The organism is Cellulomonas sp. NS3 (assembly GCF_024757985.1).
Classification (GTDB): domain Bacteria; phylum Actinomycetota; class Actinomycetes; order Actinomycetales; family Cellulomonadaceae; genus Cellulomonas_A.
The window spans coordinates 390,070-412,732 of record NZ_CP103289.1; the positions used below are offsets into that span (position 1 = coordinate 390,070).

Below are 22,663 nucleotides of genomic sequence, written 5' to 3' on the forward strand. Positions count from 1 at the left end.
AACGGGTGACGTCAACCCGCCGCCCACCGCGTGGTCGGCCGTGACGTCGCTCCCTGCAGCGACCCCGTCGGACGCCGGCGAGAGAGGGGCGAGGGGCGCGTCTCGCGCTGCGCGTGCGGGTCGCTGCTGTGATCCTGACGTGGCCCGGCCCACCCCGTGGAGTGCTCAGATCCGTCGGGCCGTGCCGATCAGTCGTGAGCAGGCACGTGCGGGTGGAGGGAGAGCAGGTGCGTCAGGTCGTCGCCGCGGTCAGGCGCGTCCTCGTCGTGCCCGAGCCCGACCTCGTGCGCCGCAGCCGCGCCTCCCTCGTCGTCGCCGTCGGCACCGGCCTCGGGATCCTCGCGCTGCTGCTCACGCCGGTCGTGACCGTGCTCCCGTACGCCGAGGCGACGGTCGTGACGCTGGTCGCGGCGTCGGCGCTGAGCTTCACGGCGGCCTTCGTCGCGCGGCGCGGCCACCTCGGCGTCGCCACCGCGATCCTCATCGTGCAGCTCCTCGCCGTGCTCGTCGTGCCGTCGGTGCACGGGCGCGACGGCAGCTACTCGCCGCTGTTCATGGCTGTCTTCGTGACCATCGCCGGGGCGCTGGTGCGCGCGCGGTGGGTCCCGGTGGTGCTGCTGGCCGCGATCGCCGAGGGCGTGGTGCTCGCGCGCGCGTTCGACTGGCGGCTGACCGCCATCACACCCGACCAGCTCGCCGTCTACTGCGTCGCGATCGCGTGCGTGACCGCGCTCACGGCGGTCGTGCAGCGCGCGGCGATGGACTCGGCGCTCACGTCGGCCGTCGACCAGAAGGTCCGCGCCGAAGAGCTCGCGCGGCACCTCGCCGAGGTCAACAAGGACCTCGAGTCGCGGGTCTCCGCGCGCACCGAGGAGCTCGAGGAGGCGCTGAGCCGCTCGCACGAGCTCGCCGCGCAGCTGCGGGTGCTGTCCCGGCGCGACCCCCTGACCGGCCTGAACAACCGGCGCGCGCTCGACGAGGCGATGCTCCACCTCGCGGCGACGCCCGACGCGGCGGGCCTCGCGGTCGCGGTGCTCGACATCGACGACTTCAAGTGCGTCAACGACCGGTTCGGGCACCCCGCCGGCGACCTCGTGCTGCGCGAGGTCGCCCGGGCCCTGCAGACGCTCAGCCGGGCCGACGACGTCGTCGCGCGCGTCGGCGGCGAGGAGTTCGTCGTCGCGATGCCGTCGACCTCCGCCGAGGACGCGCTCGCGCTGTGCGAGCGGATCCGCGCCGGTGCGGCCGCGCTCGACGTGGGCAGCCGCGCGCCCGGGCTCGCCGTCACGGTGAGCATCGGCGTGACGCACGTGGACCGGCCGACCGACCCCGAGGAGCTCGTGGGTGTCGCCGACCGGCTGCTGTACCTCGCGAAGGTGAGCGGCAAGAACCGCGTCGTGGCGGACGGCGAGCAGGTCCGGACAACCGCCCGCACCTGACCGGTCGAGCGGGTGGGCGGCTAGCGCCTCCGGTCGTCCGCGGCGACGTCCGGCACGCCGCCGAGCGTCCGGGGCGTGGCGTCGCCCGCCGTCGGCCGGCCGTCCACCGCACCCCCCGCTCCGGCAGCGGTCGGCGCCGCGCCCGCGACCGCACCGGAACCCGAGACCGCCGCCGTCAGGTCGGACGCCTCCGCCTCCGCTGCGTCCGCCGCGGCCTCGTCCTCGAGCCGGCCCTGGATCCCCGAGACGTTCCGCAGCGGCAGCTCGGGGAGCAGCACCGTGAGGATCACGCCGAGCACCATGACGGCCGCAGCGATGAGCAGGACGGTGCTGATCGACTCGGCGAAGCCGTCGAGGAACGGCCGGGCCAGGCGCGGGTCCAGGGCGTTGATGAACGACGAGTCGTCGAGCGAGGGCAGCGCGCCCCCGCCGCCCTGCGCCATGTCGAGCACCGGCGCGTTCGCCGGGTCCGCGACGACCTCCGGGTCGGTGAGCGCCGCCTGGAAGTCGGGCGTGCGCGCGAGGCGCGCGAACGCGTCGCGGATGTTCTCCCCGACGGTCGAGAACAGGATCGACAGGAAGACCGCCGTCCCGAGCGTCCCGCCGACCTGCCGGAAGAACAGCGACGACGACGTGGCGACGCCCATGTCCTGCACCGGGACGGCGTTCTGCACCGCGAGCACGAGCGGCTGCATCGTGAACCCGAGCCCGAGGCCGAACACGACCGAGTCGGCGAACACCTCGAGGAGCACGGTGTCGGGCGTGAGCCGCGAGAACATCAGCGCGCCGATGCCCATGAGGACCGTGCCGATGACGGGGAACCACTTGTAGCGCCCGGTCCGTGAGGTCAGCTGCCCGGTGACGATCGAGCCGGCCATGATGCCGAACGTGAACGGGATGAGCGTGAGGCCGGCCTCCGTCGGGCTCAGGCCCTTGACGATCTGCAGGTAGAGCGGAAGCGTCGCGAGCCCGCCGAACATCCCGAGCCCGATGACGACGTTCGCGCCGGCGCCGACCGAGAAGGTCCGGTTCCGGAACAGGTGCAGCGGCAGCAGCGCGTCCTTCTTGGCGACGACCTCCGCGACCACGAACAGCCCGATCCCGACGACCCCGACGGTGTAGCAGAGCAGCGCGCGCGGCGACGTCCAGCCCCACTCGCGACCCTGCTCGGCGACGAGCAGCAGCGGCACGAGACCCACGACGAGCATGAGCGCGCCGGGCCAGTCGATGCGGTGCCGGGCGCGGCGCACCGGCGGCAGGTGCAGCACGCGGGCGACGACGACGATCGCCAGCGCACCGAGCGGCACGTTGACGAGGAAGATCCAGCGCCAGCCGTCGAGCCCGAGGATCGTGTCCGCGCCGGCGAAGAACCCGCCGATGACCGGCCCGATGACCGACGACGTGCCCCACACGGCGAGGAAGTACGCCTGGTAGCGAGCGCGCTCCCGCGGCGGGACGAGGTCCCCGAGGATCGTGATCGCGAGCGCCATCAGACCGCCCGCGCCGAGGCCCTGGACCCCGCGGTAGATCGCGAGCTGGTACATCGAGTCGGCCGTGCCGCACAGCAGCGAGCCGACGACGAACAGGCTGATCGCGAGCAGGTAGAACGGCTTGCGCCCGTAGATGTCCGAGAGCTTGCCGTACAGCGGCGTCGTGATGGTCGACGCCATGAGGTACGCCGTGGTGACCCAGGCCTGGAGCGACAGCCCGTTCAGGTCGTCCCCGATCGTGCGGATCGACGTGGCGACGATCGTCTGGTCGAGCGCGCCGAGGAACATGCCGAGCATGAGCCCCGCGAGGATGGTGACGATCTCGCGGTGCGTCGGGCCGGAGGTCGCGGCAGCGGCGCCGGTCGGCGCGTCGGCGGGCGGAGCGACGCGGGGGGCTGGGGTCGTGGACAACGCGGGCCTCTCGGAGGGGCGGAGGTGCTGGGGTCCCGGGCGGTCGGTCCGGGAGGGGTGCGGGCGTCGGCCAGGTCCAGCCGTCGACGCAACTAGTTGCTTCACGACACTATTCCCGGAGCGGCCCCTCGGCCTCCGGGAGGTTCGGCGGCGGCCGCGGCCGCACTGCCCGACGCCCGCGGCACACCCTCGAGGTCGAGGGCCACGTGGCCGATCCCGCCGTGCTCGGCCCCGCCGTCGCCGCTGGCCGCACCGGCTGACCGGTGCGGCCACGCGTCCCCGAGGCCTACCGGATGACCCGGACCTCCTGGGGCCAGCCGCACCCCTCGGCGACCCTGCCCGCCCACATCTTGGCCGTCTCCACGTCGGGCACGTCGATGATCGTGATGCCGCCCAGGTACTCGGCGGTCTCGGTGTAGGGGCCGTCCGTGATCGACAGGGTCCCGCTCGTCGCGTCGGCGCTGAAGGCGTCCGCCAGGTCCTCCTCGAGCCCGCCGGCGAAGAGGAGCACCCCGGCCGCCTCCATGTCACGGACGACCGCCGTGCTGGGCTCCACGCGGGTCTGGAACCACTCGGCCGGGTGGTCCCCGACCCACTGCTGGTGGAAGTAGATGGCGTACTGGGTCATGTCGCTCCTCCTGCGGGGCCGCCCCGTGCGGCCGTCACCACACTGACGGACGAGCCTCGCCGGAATCGACAGGCGCGTCGGGAGAGGTTCGTCCGGCAGCCACCTGTGCCACGCGGTGGTCGTCGCCGGCGACCGGGCCCACGTCCTCGGAGCGGTGCACCTCACGTCTCCCGGGGCTCGCGGGCGCGCCGGTGCGGGCGATGATGGTGGGGTGACCTCGACGCACACCCCCGCGGCCGTGCGCCCCGCCGCCGGCACCCCGGCGGCCGGGCGCGGAGCGGTCGTGCGGCTCGGCGCCCTCGCGCTCGCCGGCGCCGTGGCGGCGGTGCTCGGCGTGTGGTTCTCGCGCGCCGCGCTGCCGACGGTCCTGGCCGACCCGGGTGCGCTCGTCCGGTGGGGGCTGCCGGTCACCACGACGCTCACCGAGCTCGCGGGGTCGCTGACGCTCGGCGCGCTCGTGCTCGCGGTCGGCATCCTCCCGCTCCGGACCCCCGCCACCGGTTCCACCCCCTCCGGCTCGGCTCCCACCGGTTCCGCCCCCACCGGCGCGCCCCGCACCGCGTACGCACGCAGCCTCACGCTCGCCGCCGTCGCCGCCGGCACGTGGACGGTCCTGTCCGTCGCGGGTCTCGTGCTCCGGTACGCGAGCGTCTCGGGCCGCCCGCTCGGCTCCTCGACGTTCGGTGACGAGCTCGGCCTGTACGTCACGCAGGTCGACCTCGGCCGCAACCAGCTCGGCATCGTCGTCGTCGCCGCGGTCGTCACCGCGCTCGCGCTCGTCGTGCAGACCCCGACCGGCGCCGCCTGGTGCGCCGGGCTCACCGTCGTCGCGCTGTGGCAGCAGGCCCAGGGCGGCCACGCGGCGGGCGCGACGAGCCACGAGCTCGCGACGAGCTCGATGTTCCTGCACCTCGTCGGCGCGGCCGTGTGGATCGGGGCGCTCGCCGCGCTCGCGGTGCTGGCCGGCCGGCTCGGGGACGACCTGCGCCCCAGCGTCGAGCGCTACTCCACGGTCGCCGGCTGGTGCTTCGTGCTCGTCGCCGTCTCCGGCCTGGTCAACGCCCTCATCCGGCTCGGTGGCGTCGACGGGCTCGGCACGCGCTACGGGGTCCTCGTGCTCGTCAAGGCCGCGCTGTTCGTCGTCCTCGGCCTGCTCGGCGCGGCGCACCGGCGTGCGGCGCTGCCCCGGCTCGCGGAGCCCGGCGCCTGGCCCGGTGCGGGGTGGCTGTTCTGGCGCGTCGTCGCCGTCGAGATCGCCGTCATGGGCGCCGTCTCCGGCGTGGCCGTCGCGCTGTCGTCGACCGCGCCGCCCGTGCCGCAGGAGCCGCCGACGAGCCCGACGCCCGCTGAGATCGTCACGGGCCACGCCCTCCCGCCCGAGCCGACGCTGCTGCGCTGGTTCACCGAGTGGCGCTGGGACCTGCTGTTCGCGAGCGCCGCGGTCGCCGGGGTCGTCGTCTACGTGCGGTGGGTCCGGCGGCTGCGCCGGCGCGGCGACACGTGGCCGTGGCCGCGGACGGCGATGTGGGTCACGGGGCTCGCGATCTTCTTCTGGACGACGTCGGGCGGCCCGGCGATGTACGGGCACGTGCTGTTCAGCGCGCACATGGTCCAGCACATGGTGCTCGCCATGGTGGTCCCGCTGCTCCTGACGCTCGCCGCCCCGGTCACGCTCGCGCTGCGCGCGATCCCGGCCCGGCCGGCGACGCTGCGCGGTGACGCGTCCCGGGGCCCGCGCGAGTGGCTGCTCACGCTCGTGCACAGCCGGCTCGGCACGTTCTTCGCCCACCCGCTCGTCGCCGCGGCGAACTTCGCGGGGTCGATGGTGCTCTTCTACTACACGGGCGCGTTCGAGTGGGCGCTGCGCAACCCCGTCGGGCACGTCGCGATGGTCGTGCACTTCTCGCTCGCGGGGTACCTGTTCGCGAACGCGCTGGTCGGGGTCGACCCGGGCCCGAGCCGGCCCCCGTACACGCAGCGGATCCTGCTGCTGTTCGCGACGATGGCGTTCCACGCGTTCTTCGGCGTCGCGCTCATGAGCGGCGAGGCGCTGCTCGTCGCCGACTGGTTCGGGCTGCTCGGGCGCGAGTGGGGCCCGCCCGCGCTCGCGGACCAGCAGCGCGGCGGCGGCGTCGCGTGGGGCATCGGGGAGCTGCCGACCCTGGTGCTGGCGATCGCGGTGATCGTCGCGTGGTCGCGCTCGGAGGAGCGGGTCGCGAAGCGCCGGGACCGCGCGGTCGACCGGGACGGCGACAGCGAGATGGACGAGTACAACGCGATGCTCACGCGCCTCGCCGACCAGGACTCCCGCGGTCGCTGAGGGCCGCCTCCAGGCCGGCGACGACCGCCGCGCGGCGCTCGCCGTGCGCGAGGACGTCGACGTCGTCGACCCACTGCTCGACCGAGCCGACCCCGCGGGCCAGGGCGCGGACGGCCGGGTCCTGGACCTGCGCGAGGAGGGCGTCCGGCACCGCGGGGTCGACGCACCGGTAGGGCCGGTCGTGGAACTCGCGCGTCGCCTGCTCGGGCGCGGGCAGCCCGGCCGCGCGCTGCACGTCGAGCAGGACGTCCAGGGCGTCGCACAGCGCCCGCTCCCGGGCCTGCCAGCCGTCCGCCCCGAGCGCGGCGCTCAGCGCGGGCCAGGCCGCCGACGCCCGGGGCAGGGTCCGGAACACCGTGCCGGTCCACTTGGGGTACGGGGCCCAGCGGCGGTCGAGCAGGAACCCCAGGTGCAGCGCGGACCGCACGAGGCGGCCGGCGACGACGCGGGAGCCGAGGTCGTCGCCGCGCTGGGCGCACCGGCCGACGAACGGCAGCTCCTGGTCGATGCGCTGCCAGTCGCACGCGACGACGTGGAGCCACACGTCGTCGGGGTACCAGGTGAGGCGCGTGCGCAGGGCGCCCAGGCGGCCCGCGGTGTCGACGAAGACCGGCCCGCCCGTGACCTCGAGCACCGACTGACCGGTGAGCGTGAGCCAGTCGGCGACGACCCAGGGTCGGGTCACGTCGACGCCGAGCCGTGCGGTGGCGAAGTCGTCCGGGTCGGCGACCTCGACCCGGTGCCGCACGCGGGCGTCCCACGTCGTCGCGAACCGTGTCGGCCGGCCCTGGAACGTGTCCGGCAGGTCGGACTCCAGACCGTCCCGGACCCCCGCCACGTGCTCGCGCGGGACGAGCAGGGTCAGGCGCAGGCCCCAGTCGTGGTCCTGGGACATCGCGTCGTCGAGCCCGAGCACGTCGGAGCCGCCGCCCAGCCGGCCCGCGGCGAGCGCCAGTCCCGGCCGGCGGCCCCGGACCAGCGGCTCCACCAGGGTGTCCCAGTACGACCGGGCCAGGTCGAGCGCGTCGGTGTGCACCGGCCCATGCTGGCGCATCGCCGCCGCACGGGCGCCGTGACGGAGCGGGCGGGCGGACGCGAGGGCGCGCCGCCCCGGTTGCCGGCACCGACCGGCGCCCGGGTGATAGACCACTGAGGGTGACCACCGACACCAGCACCGGCTCCGGCGCGCCCGACGCGACACCCGCGTCCGACGCCCCGCCGGCCCCCGCCACCCCGTTCCACGACCTCGACGCCTACGTCGCGCTCCCGCGCGTGTCCGGCCTCGCGCTCTCGCGCGACGGCTCCCGCCTCGTGACCTCGGTCGCCCGGCTCGACCCGAAGGGCACGACCTACCTGACCGCGCTGTGGGAGGTCGACCCGGAGGGCCGCGAGCCCGCCCGCCGGCTGACCCGCAGCGCCAAGGGCGAGTCCGGCGCCGCCTTCACGTCCACCGGCGACCTGCTGTTCACGAGCGCGCGCCCCGACCCGGACCCGCAGGAGGGCGCCGACGACGAGGCCGCACCCGCGCTGTGGCTGCTGCCCGCGCGCGGCGGCGAGGCACGCGTCGTCGCGGCGCGCGGTGCCGGGCTCGGCGGGATCAAGGTCGCCGCCGACGCGCCGGTCGTGCTCGTCGGCTCCGACGTCCTGCCGCGCGCGGTCGACGGCGCGAAGGACGACCGGCTGCGCAAGGCCCGCAAGGAGAAGAAGGTCGCGGCGATCCTGCACTCGACCTACCCGGTCCGCTACTGGGACCACGACCTGGGCCCGGCGACCCCGCACCTCTTCGCGGCGACGCTGCCCGCGGCGGCGACGAGCGACGTGGGCGCCGACGACGTCTCGGGACTCGAGGAGCTGCACGCGGGGGTGCCCGACGAGCGCCCCGAGCTGCGGGACCTCACGCCGGGCGCCGCGGCCGCGCTCGTCGAGCAGGGGTACGCGCTGTCGCCCGACGGCGGCACGGTCGTCACCGGCTGGTCGGTGCCGCAGGCCCGCGGGGCGGTCCGCAGTCGGCTCGTGGCGATCGACGTCGCGACGGGGGACCGGCGGGACCTCGTGGACGACGCGGCCGCCGACCTCGGCTCACCGGTCGTCTCGCCCGACGGGCGCTGGGTCGCCTTCGAGCGCGAGACGATCTCGACGCCGCACCGCGCGCCCGCGGTGTCGCTCCAGGTCGTGGCGCTCGACGGTGCGGGCGAGCCGCGCACGCTCGCGCAGGACTGGGACCGCTGGCCGCACGGCGCGACGTGGCTCCCCGACTCCAGCGGCCTGCTCGTGGTGGCCGACGACGACGGCCGTGCGCCGGTCTTCCACGTCGACCTCGGCTCGGGCGCGGTCACGCGCGTGACGAGCGACGACGCCGCGTTCACCGACCTCCAGGTGAGCCCCGACGGCGCGACCCTCTACGCGCTCCGGGCGTCCTACCTCGCCCCCGCCCACCCGGTCCGGGTCGACCTCGCCGCGGCGCTCGCGTCCGGCACGCCCGTCGCCGCCACGGCGCTGCGCAGCCCGGCCGCGACCCCCGTCCTCCCGGGGACGCTGCAGGACGTCGAGGCCACCGCGGCCGACGGCGTGCGCGTCCGGTCGTGGCTCGCGCTGCCCGAGGGCGCCTCGGCCGAGAACCCGGCGCCCCTGCTGCTGTGGATCCACGGCGGTCCGCTCGGCTCGTGGAACGCGTGGTCGTGGCGCTGGAACCCGTGGCTCCTCGTCGCGCAGGGGTACGCCGTCCTGCTGCCCGACCCGGCGCTGTCCACCGGGTACGGCCAGGACTTCGTGCAGCGCGGCTGGGGCTCGTGGGGCGCCGCGCCGTACACCGACCTCATGGCGGCGACCGACGCGGCCGTCGCACGCCCCGACGTCGACGAGACCCGCACCGCGGCGATGGGCGGCTCGTTCGGCGGCTACATGGCCAACTGGGTCGCCGGGCACACCGACCGGTTCCGGGCGGTCGTCACGCACGCGAGCCTGTGGGCGCTCGACCAGTTCGGCCCGACGACGGACGCCGCGTACTACTGGGCGCGCGAGATGACCGACGAGATGGCGCTCGAGAACTCCCCGCACCGGTTCGTCGAGCAGATCGTCACCCCGATGCTGGTCGTCCACGGCGACAAGGACTACCGGGTGCCGATCGGCGAGGGACTGCGGCTCTGGTACGAGCTCGTCGCGCACTCGGGGCTGCCTGCGGACGACGACGGCGTGACGCCGCACCGGTTCCTGTACTACCCCGACGAGAACCACTGGATCCTGTCGCCGCAGCACGCGGTCGTCTGGTACCAGGTCGTCGAGGCGTTCCTCGCGCAGCACGTGCTCGGGCTCACCGGGGACGACGCGCCCGACCTGCCCGAGCTGCTGGGCTGACGCCTGCGGCGCCGGGCCGGGCGACCGGTCCGGCGCCGCGGCGCGACCCGTGCGGCTCCGGCGGCCGGGCGCTCAGCTGCGCGCGAGCACGCCCCCGCGGTGCCGCAGCGCCGTCCCGAGCGCGAGCCCCGCGAGCACGCCGAGCGAGATCGCGACCATCGTGGTCGCGGCCGTGACGACCGTCGCGAGCGCGCGGCTGTCGTCGCCGAGGATCGACGTGACGCCGACGAGCCCGAGCGCCCCGGGCACGAGCAGCCAGAACCCGGGCAGGAAGCCCACGAGCGTCGGCGGTCCCGTCGGGCGGGTCGAGGCGTACATCGCGACGAGCGTCATGAGCAGCGCACCGACGAACGCGGAGAACACGCCGCCGAAGAACAGCCCGCCGAGGACCTGGCCCGCGTAGGCGACGGTCAGCACCAGCAGGATCCACGGCAGCGTCGAGCGCCGCGCGCAGTTGTGGAAGACGACGCCGACGCCGTACACGATCACCCCGACCCACGGTCCCGCCCAGCCCAGCGGGTGGTACGGCGCGGAGCCGACGTCGGACGCCGGGACCCCCACGAGCGCGGCCGCCGTCGTGATGCCGAGCGCGAGCAGCACGAGCTGCATGCCGCCCGCCGCGAGCCGCGCCGAGCCGGCCACCATCTGCCGGGTCGCGAGGTCGATCGCGGCGGTGGTGAGCAGCGCGCCCGGCAGGAAGCTCACGAGCGGCGCGACCAGCGGCGCGAGCATCCCCACGTCCGCCCCGGTGCGGGAGAGCAGGAACACCGCGACGGAGACGACGAACGCGCACCCCAGCACGAGCAGCGCCTGGTACGCCCCGGCGACGCGCGTGCCCGCCACGACCGCCCCGGCGATCACGGTCCCCAGCGCCGCCGCGGCGAGGACGTCGACGAGGCTCCCGCCGAGGATCATCGCGAGCCCGGCCGACACCCCCATGTACCCGAGCACGCGCACCGGCCCCCGGTAGAGCGGCGGGGCGTCGACCGCCGCCCGCACGCGCGCCGTCCCCTCGGCGGGCGTGAGGCCGCCCCGCTCGGCGAGCTCGGCGACCTCGAGCACCTCCTGGACCTGGTGCAGGCGCAGCTGGCGCACGCCCGTGGACGAGGCCGCCGTCTGGGGGTGCGCCCCGCTCGGCACGGACACGAGGAGCGCCGTGGGCAGCGCGACGATCTCGACGTCTGGGGCGCCGTTGACCGCGGCGACGCGTTCGAGGGTCTGCGTGACCTGCGCGACGGGGACGCTCGAGTCGATCATCGCCTCGCCGAGCACCATGAGGAAGCGCACCGTCTCCGCCCGCCCGGCCGCGTCGTCGGGCGCGGGCTGCGACGCGGGGACGGCCGTCGCGAGGGCGTGCCCCGGCGGGGAGCCCGCGGGCACAGCGCCCGCGGGCACGGCGCCCGCGGGCAGGCCCTCCGCAGGCAGGGCCTCCGCAGGCAGGCCCTCCGCAGGCAGGGCCTCCGCAGGCAGGGCCCCTTCGGTGCCCGCGCGCCGGCGCCGGCCGAGGATCGCGAGCGTGATCGCCGCCAGCACCACGACCAGCACGAGGGCGGCGGTGACGAGGGCGCCGGTCGGGATGGTGGACGCCGCGACCGTCGGCTGGTCGGTCCACACCGGCGCGATCGACGTCGGCACGGGGACGGGGAGCTCGGCGGGCGACCCGGAGGGGGCCGGCGTCGACGTCGGACCGGGCGCGGTCGGCGTGCTGGTCGCCGGCTCGGTGAGGGAGGGGGTCGGCGTCGGCTCGGGGACCGGGCCCGGCACGCCCTCGTCCGCCGTCGTGGTCGGCGTGGGGGACGGCACGGCGGTCTCCGTGACGCCGGTCGACGAGCCGGGCGCCGGGTCGGTCGTCCTGCTCGGCGCGGGGGAGGGCGGCACCTCCACGAGGCGGACGGCGGTCTCGGGAGCCGTGACCCCCGGGACGTCGGTCGGGGACCCGGTCATCATCGCCTCTCGCCGGTCTGTCGCCTGCCCGCGGCAGCGCCTGGGTCGTCCGGCTGCCGTGCGCAGCCCGCGGCTCGGAACCTAGCACCGGCCCGGTGGCGTCACCCGCGGGCCGTACGCGCCGCGCTCGGCGCTGCTGGTCGGCGGGTGCTCGGCCCCGCCCGGGCGCTCGCGGGCAGGGTCCCGGCCGCGACGAGCGGGTGCTCGTACGCCGCTCGCGTCCCCCAGATGGACGACGGCCGTCCGGGTGGTGCGGGGGCGGTAGCCTGCGACCGACCGCCGCCGGTGCGGCGTGCACTCCGCCGTGCACGCACCCGTACGGGGTCGTGCGGCGCCACCGGTGTGCCTCAGGGGGATTCGTGCTGTCCACGTCCGGCCCGGTCTCGGGTCGGCAGGATCGGCGCGCGCCAGCGGTGTCGCAGATGAGAGGTTACTCACTTTTGCGCGGTCTGTCACATCCGCCGGCTCGGCGTGCCACGACCCGCCCGTCCTGACAGAGGTCCTGATGCATCCTCGACCCTCCCCGACCACCCTCGCACTCCTGCTCGTGAGCTCGTCCCTGCTGCTGGGGGCATGCTCGGCGGACGAGCCGCCCGCGACCTCGGCGGCGGTGTCCGCCCCGCCCGAGGCGACGACCGCGGACCTCACGACCCGGACCGTGCTCGACGACGTCGGCCGTGAGGTCGTCGTCCCGGAGTACCCGCAGCGCGTCGCGGTCCTCAACGAGGAGATCCTCGACGCGGCGCTCATCCTCGGCGTCGAGCCGGTCGGGATCAGCCTCGGACGTCACCAGCGCACCGCCGCCGCGTACCTCCAGGACCGCAAGCCCGAGCTGACCTACCTCGTCAACGCCGGTCTGCCCGACTCCCCGGACGTCGGCGCCGTGCTCATCGCCGAGCCCGACCTCGTGGTCACGGGGGACGCCACGACCCCCGAGGTGCTCGCGGGTCTCGAGGCGATCGCGCCCACCTTCGTCGCGCGGGACGACGCCGGCTGGCCCGACATGCTCCGCGCCGTGGGCGTGGCGGTCGGCCGCGAGGACCAGGCGGAGACGTGGATCGGCGGCTACGAGTGGCGCACCGAGGGGGCGCGGACCGTGATCGCCGAGGCGGGCAACGCGGGTCGGTCGGTCACGCTCGCGCTCTGGACGGAGAACGGCCCCGTGGTCCTCGACGGCTCGTCGTTCGCCGGGGGCGTCGCGGCGTCGGTGGGGCTCGCGGTCACCGGGAGGCCGGCCACCGCCGCTGGCGCGCCCCCGGCCGACGGCCTGCCCGGCCCCGTGACCCCCGTCGCGGAGCTGCCCGCGTCCGACTGGCTGTTCGTCTTCGCGTTCGACGCGCTCGGGCCCGACGGGGAGGCGCTCGACGCCGCGATGGGGTCGTCCGCGGTGCGCGCGCTGCCTGCCGTCGCGGCCGGACACGTCTCGGTGGTCGACGGATCCGCGTGGGGGACGCGGGGCGGCCCCGCCGCCGCGCACCTCGTGCTCGACGGCCTGCTCGCGGCGTTCGGTGCGTGACGACCCACGGACGAGTGACCCCGTCCGGCCGCGTCTCACCCGTCTCGACGCGCGCCGCTGCCGGGTCCACGCCATAGTCGGGTCAAGAACCGGGCGGACCAGCCCGGCGCGACCGGAGGAGTGACCATGGGAATCGGTGGTGGCATCACCCTGATCGTGCTCGGCGCGATCCTCGCTTTCGCCGTCCAGGACAGCATCTCGGGGATCGACCTGACCATGATCGGGTACATCTGCCTCGGTGCGGGCATCCTCGCGCTCATCCTCACGCTCGCTCTCAACGCGCAGCGTCAGAAGACGACGAACCACACGGTCGTCGAGCGTCACGACGGCACCGCCCCGCCGCCGCCCACCTACTGAGCGGCTGACCGGGCGGACCACCGCTCGACGAGCCGGCCCTCGCGGGGAAGCGCGAGGAGCCCGGCGCACGCACGGCCACGACGGCGCCCGACCCCGCACCCGGGGACGGGCGCCGTCGCCGCGCGTGAGGCGTCGTGGGTCGGGCGACCGGCGCCGCCGCTGTGCGGGCTTCAGCGCCCGGCCCGGTCGTGCGGGGACGTCCGCGGTCAGCCCCGGGCGGACCAGCGGCCGCGGTGGACGACGTCCTCGACGCCGCGGCGCGGACGCCGCGCCGCGGAGCCGGGCAGGTCCTCGACCGGGGCCGGGTGCCCGACGGTGATCGCGCCGACGGGTTCGAGGTGCTCGGGCACGCCGAACGCCTCCCGGTACGCCGCGGTGCGCTCGGCGGGGATGCCGAAGAAGCACGCGCCGAGCCCCTCGTCGACCGCGGTCTGCAGCACGAGCAGCGCCGCCATGCCCGCGTCGACGTACCAGTAGGGGACGGCCCACGGCATGCCACCGGCGTCGTCTGCCGCCCCGCCGCCGGGTCCGGTCGCCCCACCGCCGGCGTCCGCCGCGTCGCGCCGCTTGTCGGGCTGGGCGTAGCGCGCCCGGTACGCCGCCGGGTCGGCGTGCGGCACGACGACGACGGGCGCGACGCGCATCGAGCGCAGCCAGCGGCTCGCCGGACCCGCGGGCGCGGTGACGTCCCAGAACCGTGCGACGTCGACCGGGGTGTCGAGCACAAGGAAGCCCCAGCCCTGGCTGAACCCGGCGCTGGGGGCGCGCACCGCGTTGGCGAGCATGCGGTCGACCGCCGCGCGCTCGACGGGTGCGTCGGTGTACGTCCGCACCATGCGCCGGCGTCGCACCACGTCCTGGAAGTCCATGCCCCGATCATCGCGCGCCGGACCGGCCGCCCCGCGCACGGCAGAGCCCCCACCGGAGTGCGCCGGTGGGGGCTCTGCTGCTGCTGCGGCGGCGCGGACCGCCGCGGTGCGGCCGGCCCTCAGGCCGGTCGGGGCCGGATCAGCTCAGCGTGCAGCTCGCGCCGTTGAGCGTCACCGCGGTCGGGGCCTTGGGGGCGCCCGAGCCGTTGAACCCGAACTGCACCGAGCCCTTCGCGGGGAGCGCGGTGTTCCACGAGGCGCCCTTCGCGCTCACGGTGGCGCCGGTCTGCGTCGTCGTGCTGCTCCAGGCCTGCGTGACCTTCTCGCCGTTCGTGAACGTCCAGCGCAGCTCCCACGAGGGGATCGCGGCCCCGTCGTTGCGGACCGTCACCTGCCCGGTGAAGCCGGAGTTCCACGCGTTCGAGGTGTCGAACTTCACCGAGCAGCCGCCGGGAGCGGTGGTGGGCGACGCGGTCGCGGTCGGCGTCGCGGTGGGCGTGGGCGTGGCGGTCGGGGTGACCGTGGGCGTGGGCGTGGGCGTGGGCGTGGGCGTGGGCGTGGGGGTCGGGGTCGGGTTGACCGTGCCGCCCTGGAAGATCACGTCCGCGCAGTTGTAGAAGGCCTCGGGGCTGTCCGAGCGCGTCCAGATCGAGTAGATGATGTGGCGCCCGCTCTTGTTCGGCAGCGTCGCGTCCCAGTAGTACTCGGCGCCCTGCGGGCCGCCCTCGCGCAGCGGCGGGTTCGTGACCTCGTTGAACGGCGCCGGCTCGAGGTCGCTCCACTTCAGCGGGCTGTTCGGGTTCCAGCCGTCCTTGGTCACGTACTGCGACCACGTGCCGGGGTGCCGGGCCCACGCGTTGTACTGCATCGTGATCTTCGAGCCGGCCTGCAGGGTCGTCGTCGGCCAGTCGGTGCGGGCCGCGCGGGCGCCGCTGAACGTCGCGAGCGGGCCGCAGAGGTTCCCGTCGGGCACGACGGTTCGGTGCTGGCCCGCGGCGTTGCTGAGCAGGTTCCCGAACCAGTTGTAGAACGGGTAGTTGCCGTTCTCCGCGAGCAGGTTCTGGCACGCGGGGTTCGTCGGGTTCAGGCCGCCGCCGGCACCGTTCTCGACACCGTTGACGTAGCAGGCGTACGTGCGCGTGGCCGGGTACGTGAGCCCGCCGTGCGCCGCGGCCGGCGACGCCGGGAGCCCGACGAGCAGCGCGGCTCCGACCGCGGCGGCGGAGGCGACCGCGAGGCGCCGCAACGTGTGTCTTCCGAGGGACATGACTGCTCCTTGTGCGGGACGGCGGCGCCGGGTCGGGCGCCGTGGGGCCGCGCGGCCCGTCGTCCGGCCGTGGCGGACGCGGCGGCGGTGCGGCGTCGGCGCCGGACGCGCGGGAGCGCGCGAGGGGTGGCCGGACGAGAGGCGTGCGTGGTGACGGACGTGCGTGGTGGTCGGGCGGGGGCGTGCGTGGTGAGGGGACCAGGCTCGGCGGGGCCGTCGGGGGCGTCAACGCACCTAAACGGTTCGTCGGCGAGCGCCGCGGGGGCGGCGTGGACCTGCTCGTCGGGTACGCGTCGGTGGCTGCGGGCACACTGGGAACACGTCGCGAACTGCGGGACTGCCCGAAGGTGCAGCCGGGGTCGCGCTGGCGGACGGCGTCCTGCAGGGGGAGCGCCGCCGGAAGGGGGCACATCATGGACAGGGACGAGGCGCGCGAGATCAAGTCGCAGCTCGCGGACTACGTGCACGAGCTCGCGCAGCGCGAGGTGCACGCCTCCGGCGTGGCGACGGACACCGTCCCCGCGCTCGGGCTCGGGCTGGCCCCGGTCGGCGAGGGCCGGTACGCCGTGGCCGTGCGCTACCGGCTCGGGTCGCCGCGCGTGCGGGCCATCGCGCGGCGGGTGGCCGAGCAGATCGGACCGGTCGGCGCGGACGTGCGCCGGACCGGCCGCATCCGCCCGCTCGCGCAGGCGGCCGCCGCGCCGGACCGCTCGACGGACGGCGCCGCGTCGCCCGACGGGCCGGCCCCGCTCCGCACGGGCCCCCGCCCGCCCGTCATCACGGCGCTCGCCGCCGGCGAGACGGCCCGCGTGCGTCCGCTGCGCCCCGGGATCTCGATCGCCCACGTCGACGTCTCGGCCGGGACGCTCGGTGCGTTCGTGCAGGTCGACGGCGTGCTCCACGCGCTGTCGAACTACCACGTGCTCGCCGGCTCGCCCGCGGCGCAGGTCGGCGACGTCATCGTGCAGCCCGGTCCCGCGGACGGCGGGCGTGCGCCGCGCGACCGCGTCGGGACGCTCGCCGCGACCGTCCCGCTGACCCCCGGGCGCACCGCGACGGTCGACGCCGCGGTCGCGCTGCTCGACGAGCAGGACGTCGACCTCGACTACCCCGTGGGCCGCGTCACCCGGACGGCGGTCGCCCTGGGCGGTGAGGACGTCGTCAAGATCGGGCGCACGACGGCCGTCACGACCGGGCGCGTGACCGCGATCGAGCTCGACGACATCGTCGTCGGCTACGGCGAGGAGCTGGGTGACCTGCGCTTCGACGACCAGATCGAGGTCGAGTCCACGGGTCCCGGGCCGTTCTCCCGCGGGGGTGACTCCGGCTCGCTCGTGTGCACACGTGACGGGATCGCCCTCGGTCTGCTCTTTGCGGGGAGCGAGACGGGGGGCGACAATGGCACCGGGCTGACGTACCTCAACCCGATCGACACCGTCCTCGCCGCACTCGGGGCCGAGCTCGCGCAGTAGTTCCCCCGCGCCGCTCGCCCCCGGCCCCCTCCCTGGCGGGGCGGCCACGCGAGAGGCGGTATCCCGGTGACGGATCTCGAGCACGCGCGCGCAGCGAAGGACCGGCTACGACAGACGCTCGCGGGGCGTGACGGCATCACCGGGATCGGCATCTCCCGCGGTGCGGACGGCTACGGCGTCCAGGTCAACGTGTCGCAGGCCGCGCACCGTGCCGCCGTGCCCGAGCACGTCGACGGCGTCGACGTCCGCGTGCGCGTCACCGGACCCGTGCACGCCCAGCCGGTCCGCCGCAGCCGCCACGCGGGCTGAGCCCGGCCGACGCGGCCGCACGTCGACCGGCGACCGCACCGCCCTGCCCGCCCGTGCCTCCTGCCCGGGCCGGGTGCGGACGGCGGTCCGCCCGGTGCGCCGCCGGACGGACCACCGCCCCTCGCCCGGTCACCTGCTCGTGAGCGGTGACGCCGCGGTCCTCGGCCGGCCGGGGGAGCCGTCCGGGCCACGAGCTCCGGACGTCGCGACCGGGGTAGGGAGGGGTGGCCCACCGGACGCGACCCCACCAGGCTCGGGTCCGCGTGACGGCCGGGTCAATGTGACGAATCGCTTCGCGGACGGGTTCCGCGGACCGCCACGGCGTCAGGTTCACTAGGACCATGACGCAGAGCACCACCCGCCTTCCCCGAGTCCGCGCCTCGGAGCTCACCGGCCGCGGCTGGCTCAACACCGGCGGCCGCGACGTGACCCTCGCGGAGCTCCGCGGCAAGATCGTGATCCTCGACTTCTGGACGTTCTGCTGCATCAACTGCCTGCACGTCCTCGACGAGCTGCGCGCGCTCGAGGAGCAGCACCGCGACGTCCTCGTGATCGTCGGCGTGCACTCCCCGAAGTTCGTGCACGAGGCGGACCCGGTCGCGCTCGCGGCGGCGGTCGAGCGCTACGAGGTGCACCACCCGGTCCTGGACGACCCGGACCTCACCACGTGGTCGGCGTACACGGCACGCGCGTGGCCGACGCTCGTCGTCATCGACCCCGAGGGCTACATCGTGGCGCAGATGGCCGGCGAGGGGCACCAGCACAACGTCGAGGTGCTGGTCCGCGACCTCGTCGCCGAGCACGAGGCCAAGGGGACGCTGCACCGGGGGAGCGGCCCGTACGTCCCGCCGGAGCCGACGTCGGGCACGCTGCGGTTCCCGGCGAAGGCCCTGACGCTCCCGGGCGGGAACCTGCTGGTGGCCGACGCCGGGCACCACGGGCTCGCCGAGCTCGCGCCGGACGGCGAGACGCTCGTGCGCCGCATCGGCTCGGGCGAGCGCGGGCTCGTCGACGGCGCGCCCGAGGAGGCGCGGTTCAGCGAGCCCAACGGCCTGTGCCTCGTGCCCGACGAGCTGCGCGAGCGCGTCGGCTACGACGTGCTCGTCGCCGACACGGTCAACCACGCGCTGCGCGGGGTCCGGCTCGCGGACGGCCGGGTGACCACCGTCGCCGGGACCGGCGAGCAGTACATGGTCGGCGCGGTGGACAACGTGCTCGACGCCGCCGACGCCGCTCGTGCCGCCGGGGCCGCGGCCGACACCGACGGAGCGGCCGGCGCGCTGCCCGACGCCCGGCGCCACAAGCTCTCGTCGCCGTGGGACGTCGCCTGGTACGCGCCGCTCGGCGCCTTCGTCGTCGCGATGGCCGGCAACCACACGCTGTGGACGTTCGACGCCGAGCGCGGCTCGGCCGAGCACGTCGCCGGGACGATGAACGAGGGGCTGCTCGACGGCCCGCTGCCCGACGCGTGGTTCGCACAGCCGTCGGGCCTCGCGGTCGGCCCCGACGGGCGGCTGTGGCTCGCGGACGCCGAGACGTCCGCGCTGCGGTGGGTCGAGCCGGGCACCGACGGCACCGACGGCCCCGCCGGCAGCGCCAGCAGCGCGCCGACCGTGCACAGCGCGATCGGGGCGGGGCTGTTCGACTTCGGTCACCGCGACGGCGCCGCCGACCAGGCGCTGCTGCAGCACCCGCTCGGCGTGGCGGTGCTCCCCGACGGCTCGGTCGCCGTCGCGGACACCTACAACGGGGCGGTCCGCCGCTACGTGCCGCCCGCGACCGACGCAGCGGAGGGCACGGTGGGCGAGGTCACGACGCTCGCGACCGGACTGGCGGAGCCCAGCGGGATCGTCGTCCTGGCCCCCGAGGACGGCGGGTCGGGGCTCTCGCTGCTCGTCGTCGAGTCCGCCGCGCACCGGCTCACGCGGATCGCGCTGCCGGCGGCGCTCGCGGGCGAGATCCTCGACTCGGGTGCGCACCGCACGCAGCGCCCCGTGACCGAGCTCGCGGCGGGCGAGGTCCGCCTCGACGTCGTGTTCACGCCCGCGGCCGGGCAGAAGTACGACGACCGCTACGGCCCGTCGACCCGGCTCAAGGTCGCCTCGACGCCGCCGGAGCTGCTGCTCGACGGCGCGGGCGACGACGTCCCGCTCGAGCGCGTGCTGCGGCTCAACCCGGCCGTGGCGGAGGGCGTGCTGCACGTGACCGCGCACGCGGCGAGCTGCGACGCCGACCCGGCGATCGAGTACCCGGCGTGCCACCTCAACGCGCAGGACTGGGGCGTCCCGGTCCGGCTCGTCGCCGGCGGCCCCGCGACGCTGACGCTCCCGCTGCACGGCTGAGCCACGGTGGTCGCCGACCGCCCGACCGGGCCGCGCCGTCGGGCTCGACGGGTCGGGCGGCCCGCGCACCTGCGCGAGCCGCCCGACCCGTCACCGGACCCCGAGGGCGTCCGTCAGGCGTCGCAGCTGATCTTCTCGGTCCCGAACGCGACGTCGTCGAGCCACAGGTCGAACTCCGCCGGCGTCGTGCCGCCCTGGTAGAGCTGCCAGCCGACCTTGACCTCCCCGAAGTCCGGGAACACGAACGGCACGTCGGCGCCGCCCGCGGTCTCGGTGTCCACGGTGAGCTCCTCCTGCAGGTCGCCGTCGATCCAGACCTGCACGCGGTTGTCGGACGCGTCGAGCTGCCACTCGACGCACTGCCAGCGGTCGGCGACCGACGGGGACGACTCCCGCCAGCTCGTCCAGTCGCCGGTCGGCCCGCCGTCGGACCCGACGCCCCAGAAGACGCCCGGGACGGTCGGCGCGTACTGCCCGCCGATCGGCCGCACGACGCCGGCGCCCTCGCCGGACGCCTCGACGAGCGTGTAGTGCGCCCAGTCGGGCGCGGTCGGGAACTCGTCGACCTTGACGCGGATGCGCCCGTAGAAGCTGTTCCCGGGCGGGTCGACGGGGATGACCATGAACGCCCGGCCCTTGTCCGCGGTGTGGACCCGCAGCGCCTGGGAGTGGCGCCCGTGCCGACCGTACTGGCCGGCCTGCGCCGTCCGGACCTTCTCCACCGTCAGCGTCCCGGCGCGCGTGTCGATGCCCCAGCGCATGCTCGCGGCGCCGCCCACGGGCAGCCGCTCGAAGTCCTCGCAGAACAGCAGGCTCGCGTCGGCGCACACGGTCCGCGGACCGCCGCGACCGGGGCGGTCGACCGCGTCGGTGCCGCCGCCGGCGCTGGCCCCGGACGCCCCGAGGGTCAGCGCCGAGGCGGCGAGGGTCGCGGCGGTGGCGGTGAGCGCGAGAGCCCTGCGCCCGAGTCCCGGCGCGGCGCCTGCGGGACCACTCCCGGGCGGTGCCGGTGCTGTCATCTGCTGTGCGGTCGGTTTCCTCATCGATGCTCCCCTGCTCGTGCGAGACCCTCGGCGACGGTCACGTGCCGCCGCGGCGTCGCGGGACGACGCCGGGCCCGCGCAGCGTAGGGAGCGGCACGGGCGCGCCGGAACACGGGACGCGCGTGGGGCGCGCACTTGTTCGATTAAGGCGCCGTGCGCCCGGCCTCGGGCAGGCCGGCCCGCCACCTGGAGGAGGGCACGAAGTCGTCGGCCTCGCGCACCGCGACGTCGTGCGCCAGCGGTGCCTGGGGCGTCGGCAGGAGGAACCCGACGGGCACGGCGTTGCGCCGCGCCGCTGCGGGCCCGCCGCGCGAGGCCGTGCTCCACCACGTGCGCACCGACTGCACCAGGACGTCCACGGCGGGAGCCTCCCACGCCGCGGCACGGCGTCGCTGGGGCGGCGGCGTCAGCGCGCGCCGTGCACCGCGACGTCGACGAGGGCCTGGAGCGCGTCGGCGATGGCCTCGTCGGTCGGGCCGTCGGCGCTGGTCTCGACCTCGACCGACCACGGCGAGTGCTCGACGGTCACGCTGCGCACGTTCGTCGAGTCCGCGGACGGCGTGCCACCCCGGGCGATGGCCGCCGGGACGCCGTCGCCCGCGTCGCGCAGGACGGTCCACGTCGCACCGCCGAGCGCGCTCGTGGCCGCAGCGGCGAGCGCGCACAGCCGCGTGACCGCCCCGGTCTGGGCGCCGACGATCGCCGCGACGCCCGCGGTGATGAGCCGGTCGACGGTCACGGCGTTCTCGGCGAGCTCGCGTCGCTTCGCCAGGGCCGCCCGCGCCCGGCTGCGCTTCGCCTGGTACTGCGCGGCGTCGGCCCGGCGGAACAGCGTCCGGGGCTGCTCGACCCGGCCGCCGGCGCTCGACGCGATGCCCCACGAGATCGCGGCGCCGTGCGCGAGCGGGAAGCCCTTGACCGTCGCGGAGATGACCTGGCTGACCTGCGAGCGCGGGATGCCCGCGGTGACCACGCAGAACTCGTCCCCGCCGAGCCGTGCGGCGGTCGAGCCGGGGAGCTGGTCCTGCACACGGCGCAGGACGTCCGCGACCGAGCGCAGCAGGTCGTCGCCGGCGTCGTGCCCGAGCTCGTCGTTGACCCGCTTGAGGCCGTCGACGTCGCACATGACGATGCACGTCTCGAGGCCCGTCTGGAGGGCCTGGTCCGCGGCGTGGTCCGCGACGCGGCGGTTGCCGAGCCCCGTGAGCGGGTCGTCGGCGATGAGGTGGCGGACCTGGTCCTCGAGGTCGACGCGCGCGACGGCTCCGGCGGCCAGCGCGCACAGCACCTCCGCGGCGGCGAGGTCGTCCACGCCGAACAGCTCGCCGGTCGCGTCGCGGCTCGCGTAGACCTGCCCCCAGACCTGCCCGTTGACGACGATCGGGCTCGCGAGCGCGCTGATCCGGTCGAGCTCGCGCAGGCTCGCGACCTCGACCGGGTCGCCGGTGAGCTCGACGTCGTCCACGTCGTCGCGCACGTGCGCGACCCAGCTGCGCCGGTCGCGGATGAGCCCGCGCAGCGCGGGGCGCTCCTCCGCGCGGAACGCGGTCCGGGCGATCACGGACTCGCGGTCGTCGGGCTGGAGGGACTCGACGGCGAGCACCGTGCAGGTCTCCTGCTCGATGCGGCAGAACGCGGCGGAGCGCGCGTCGAGCAGCGACCGGGCCATCGCGGCGGCGACCTCGGCGACCTCGCCGAGCGTCTGGCACCGCTCGAGCCGGTGCGCGGCGAGCCCCAGGCCGCGCACCCCGCTGGTCGCGGGTGCGGCGGGGGCTCCGGCAGCTCGTCCTCGTGCAGGCGTCACGTCGCCATCATCCGGCACGCGGACCCGTCCGCAAGGCCGCGGGAACCGTTCGGGTGAAAGATCCCGGTCCGTCGTCCAGGTCGGGGGCGGTCCCCGCG

17 protein-coding genes are annotated in these 22,663 nt (G+C 75.9%); 8 read left to right on the forward strand and 9 right to left on the reverse strand.

The features are described from left to right. Positions 1-227 precede the first annotated feature (227 nt). Positions 228-1,439 (forward strand): GGDEF domain-containing protein, encoded by a 1,212-nt coding sequence (locus NXY84_RS01835; RefSeq protein WP_258725485.1) that lies wholly within the window; start codon positions 228-230, stop codon positions 1,437-1,439. Between the two features lie 20 nt (positions 1,440-1,459). Here NXY84_RS01835 and NXY84_RS01840 read toward each other — a convergent pair whose 3' ends face one another. Both NXY84_RS01840 and NXY84_RS01845 read right to left on the reverse strand, forming a co-directional pair. Then, positions 1,460-3,340, reverse strand: a complete 1,881-nt coding sequence (locus tag NXY84_RS01840) for an MDR family MFS transporter (RefSeq protein ID WP_309485043.1) — start codon at positions 3,338-3,340, stop codon at positions 1,460-1,462. Between the two features lie 286 nt (positions 3,341-3,626). Beyond that, positions 3,627-3,968 carry a YciI family protein gene (locus NXY84_RS01845; protein WP_258725486.1) on the reverse strand — a complete coding sequence of 114 codons (342 nt, stop codon included), beginning with the start codon at positions 3,966-3,968 and terminating at the stop codon, positions 3,627-3,629. A gap of 211 nt (positions 3,969-4,179) precedes the next feature. Between NXY84_RS01845 and NXY84_RS01850 the strand changes: the two genes are divergently transcribed. After that, on the forward strand, positions 4,180-6,288 hold the full coding sequence (locus tag NXY84_RS01850; protein WP_258725487.1) for a cytochrome c oxidase assembly protein: 2,109 nt from the start codon (positions 4,180-4,182) through the stop codon (positions 6,286-6,288). Here the strand turns inward: NXY84_RS01850 and NXY84_RS01855 are convergent. After that, complete coding sequence (locus NXY84_RS01855; RefSeq protein ID WP_258725488.1) at positions 6,251-7,324, reverse strand: DUF4037 domain-containing protein; 1,074 nt, start codon at positions 7,322-7,324, stop codon at positions 6,251-6,253. The genes NXY84_RS01850 and NXY84_RS01855 overlap by 38 nt on opposite strands. 119 nt (positions 7,325-7,443) lie before the next feature. On the opposite strand from NXY84_RS01855, the gene NXY84_RS01860 reads away from it, so the two are divergent. Further along, entirely contained in the window at positions 7,444-9,642 is a 2,199-nt protein-coding gene (locus NXY84_RS01860) for a S9 family peptidase (RefSeq protein WP_396126361.1), read from the forward strand. A 72-nt stretch (positions 9,643-9,714) separates the two neighbouring features. Here NXY84_RS01860 and NXY84_RS01865 read toward each other — a convergent pair whose 3' ends face one another. Next, positions 9,715-11,586 (reverse strand): threonine/serine ThrE exporter family protein, encoded by a 1,872-nt coding sequence (locus NXY84_RS01865; RefSeq protein ID WP_258725489.1) that lies wholly within the window; start codon positions 11,584-11,586, stop codon positions 9,715-9,717. Between the two features lie 505 nt (positions 11,587-12,091). Between NXY84_RS01865 and NXY84_RS01870 the strand changes: the two genes are divergently transcribed. Both NXY84_RS01870 and NXY84_RS01875 read left to right on the forward strand, forming a co-directional pair. Further along, positions 12,092-13,102, forward strand: coding sequence for an ABC transporter substrate-binding protein (locus NXY84_RS01870; protein ID WP_258725490.1), 1,011 nt, complete (start codon positions 12,092-12,094; stop codon positions 13,100-13,102). Positions 13,103-13,228: 126 nt separating this feature from the next. Then, the gene (locus NXY84_RS01875) at positions 13,229-13,459 is read left to right on the forward strand and encodes a DUF6458 family protein (RefSeq protein ID WP_034624753.1); all 231 of its coding nucleotides are present in this window, start codon (positions 13,229-13,231) and stop codon (positions 13,457-13,459) included. Positions 13,460-13,665: 206 nt separating this feature from the next. Here NXY84_RS01875 and NXY84_RS01880 read toward each other — a convergent pair whose 3' ends face one another. Together NXY84_RS01880 and NXY84_RS01885 are read right to left on the reverse strand one after the other, a co-directional pair. Then, positions 13,666-14,328 (reverse strand): nitroreductase family protein, encoded by a 663-nt coding sequence (locus NXY84_RS01880; protein WP_258725491.1) that lies wholly within the window; start codon positions 14,326-14,328, stop codon positions 13,666-13,668. A 139-nt stretch (positions 14,329-14,467) separates the two neighbouring features. Further along, positions 14,468-15,595 carry a lytic polysaccharide monooxygenase auxiliary activity family 9 protein gene (locus tag NXY84_RS01885; protein WP_258725492.1) on the reverse strand — a complete coding sequence of 376 codons (1,128 nt, stop codon included), beginning with the start codon at positions 15,593-15,595 and terminating at the stop codon, positions 14,468-14,470. A gap of 413 nt (positions 15,596-16,008) precedes the next feature. On the opposite strand from NXY84_RS01885, the gene NXY84_RS01890 reads away from it, so the two are divergent. The 3 genes from NXY84_RS01890 to NXY84_RS01900 all read left to right on the forward strand — a co-directional run bounded on the left by NXY84_RS01890 (position 16,009) and on the right by NXY84_RS01900 (position 19,718). Beyond that, complete coding sequence (locus NXY84_RS01890; RefSeq protein ID WP_258725493.1) at positions 16,009-17,067, forward strand: S1 family peptidase; 1,059 nt, start codon at positions 16,009-16,011, stop codon at positions 17,065-17,067. Positions 17,068-17,133: 66 nt separating this feature from the next. Then, a complete protein-coding gene (locus NXY84_RS01895; protein ID WP_258725494.1) occupies positions 17,134-17,376 on the forward strand; it encodes a hypothetical protein in 243 nt (80 codons plus the stop codon). 341 nt (positions 17,377-17,717) lie between these two features. Continuing rightward, positions 17,718-19,718 (forward strand): NHL domain-containing thioredoxin family protein, encoded by a 2,001-nt coding sequence (locus tag NXY84_RS01900; protein ID WP_258725495.1) that lies wholly within the window; start codon positions 17,718-17,720, stop codon positions 19,716-19,718. A gap of 113 nt (positions 19,719-19,831) precedes the next feature. On the opposite strand, the gene NXY84_RS01905 is transcribed toward NXY84_RS01900, so the two are convergent. The 3 genes from NXY84_RS01905 to NXY84_RS01915 form a co-directional block, all read right to left on the reverse strand. After that, positions 19,832-20,761, reverse strand: coding sequence for a hypothetical protein (locus tag NXY84_RS01905; protein ID WP_258725496.1), 930 nt, complete (start codon positions 20,759-20,761; stop codon positions 19,832-19,834). 143 nt (positions 20,762-20,904) lie between these two features. Further along, positions 20,905-21,120 carry a hypothetical protein gene (locus NXY84_RS01910; RefSeq protein ID WP_258725497.1) on the reverse strand — a complete coding sequence of 72 codons (216 nt, stop codon included), beginning with the start codon at positions 21,118-21,120 and terminating at the stop codon, positions 20,905-20,907. A gap of 47 nt (positions 21,121-21,167) precedes the next feature. Further along, on the reverse strand, positions 21,168-22,565 hold the full coding sequence (locus tag NXY84_RS01915; protein ID WP_258725498.1) for a GGDEF domain-containing protein: 1,398 nt from the start codon (positions 22,563-22,565) through the stop codon (positions 21,168-21,170). Positions 22,566-22,663: the final 98 nt, after the last annotated feature.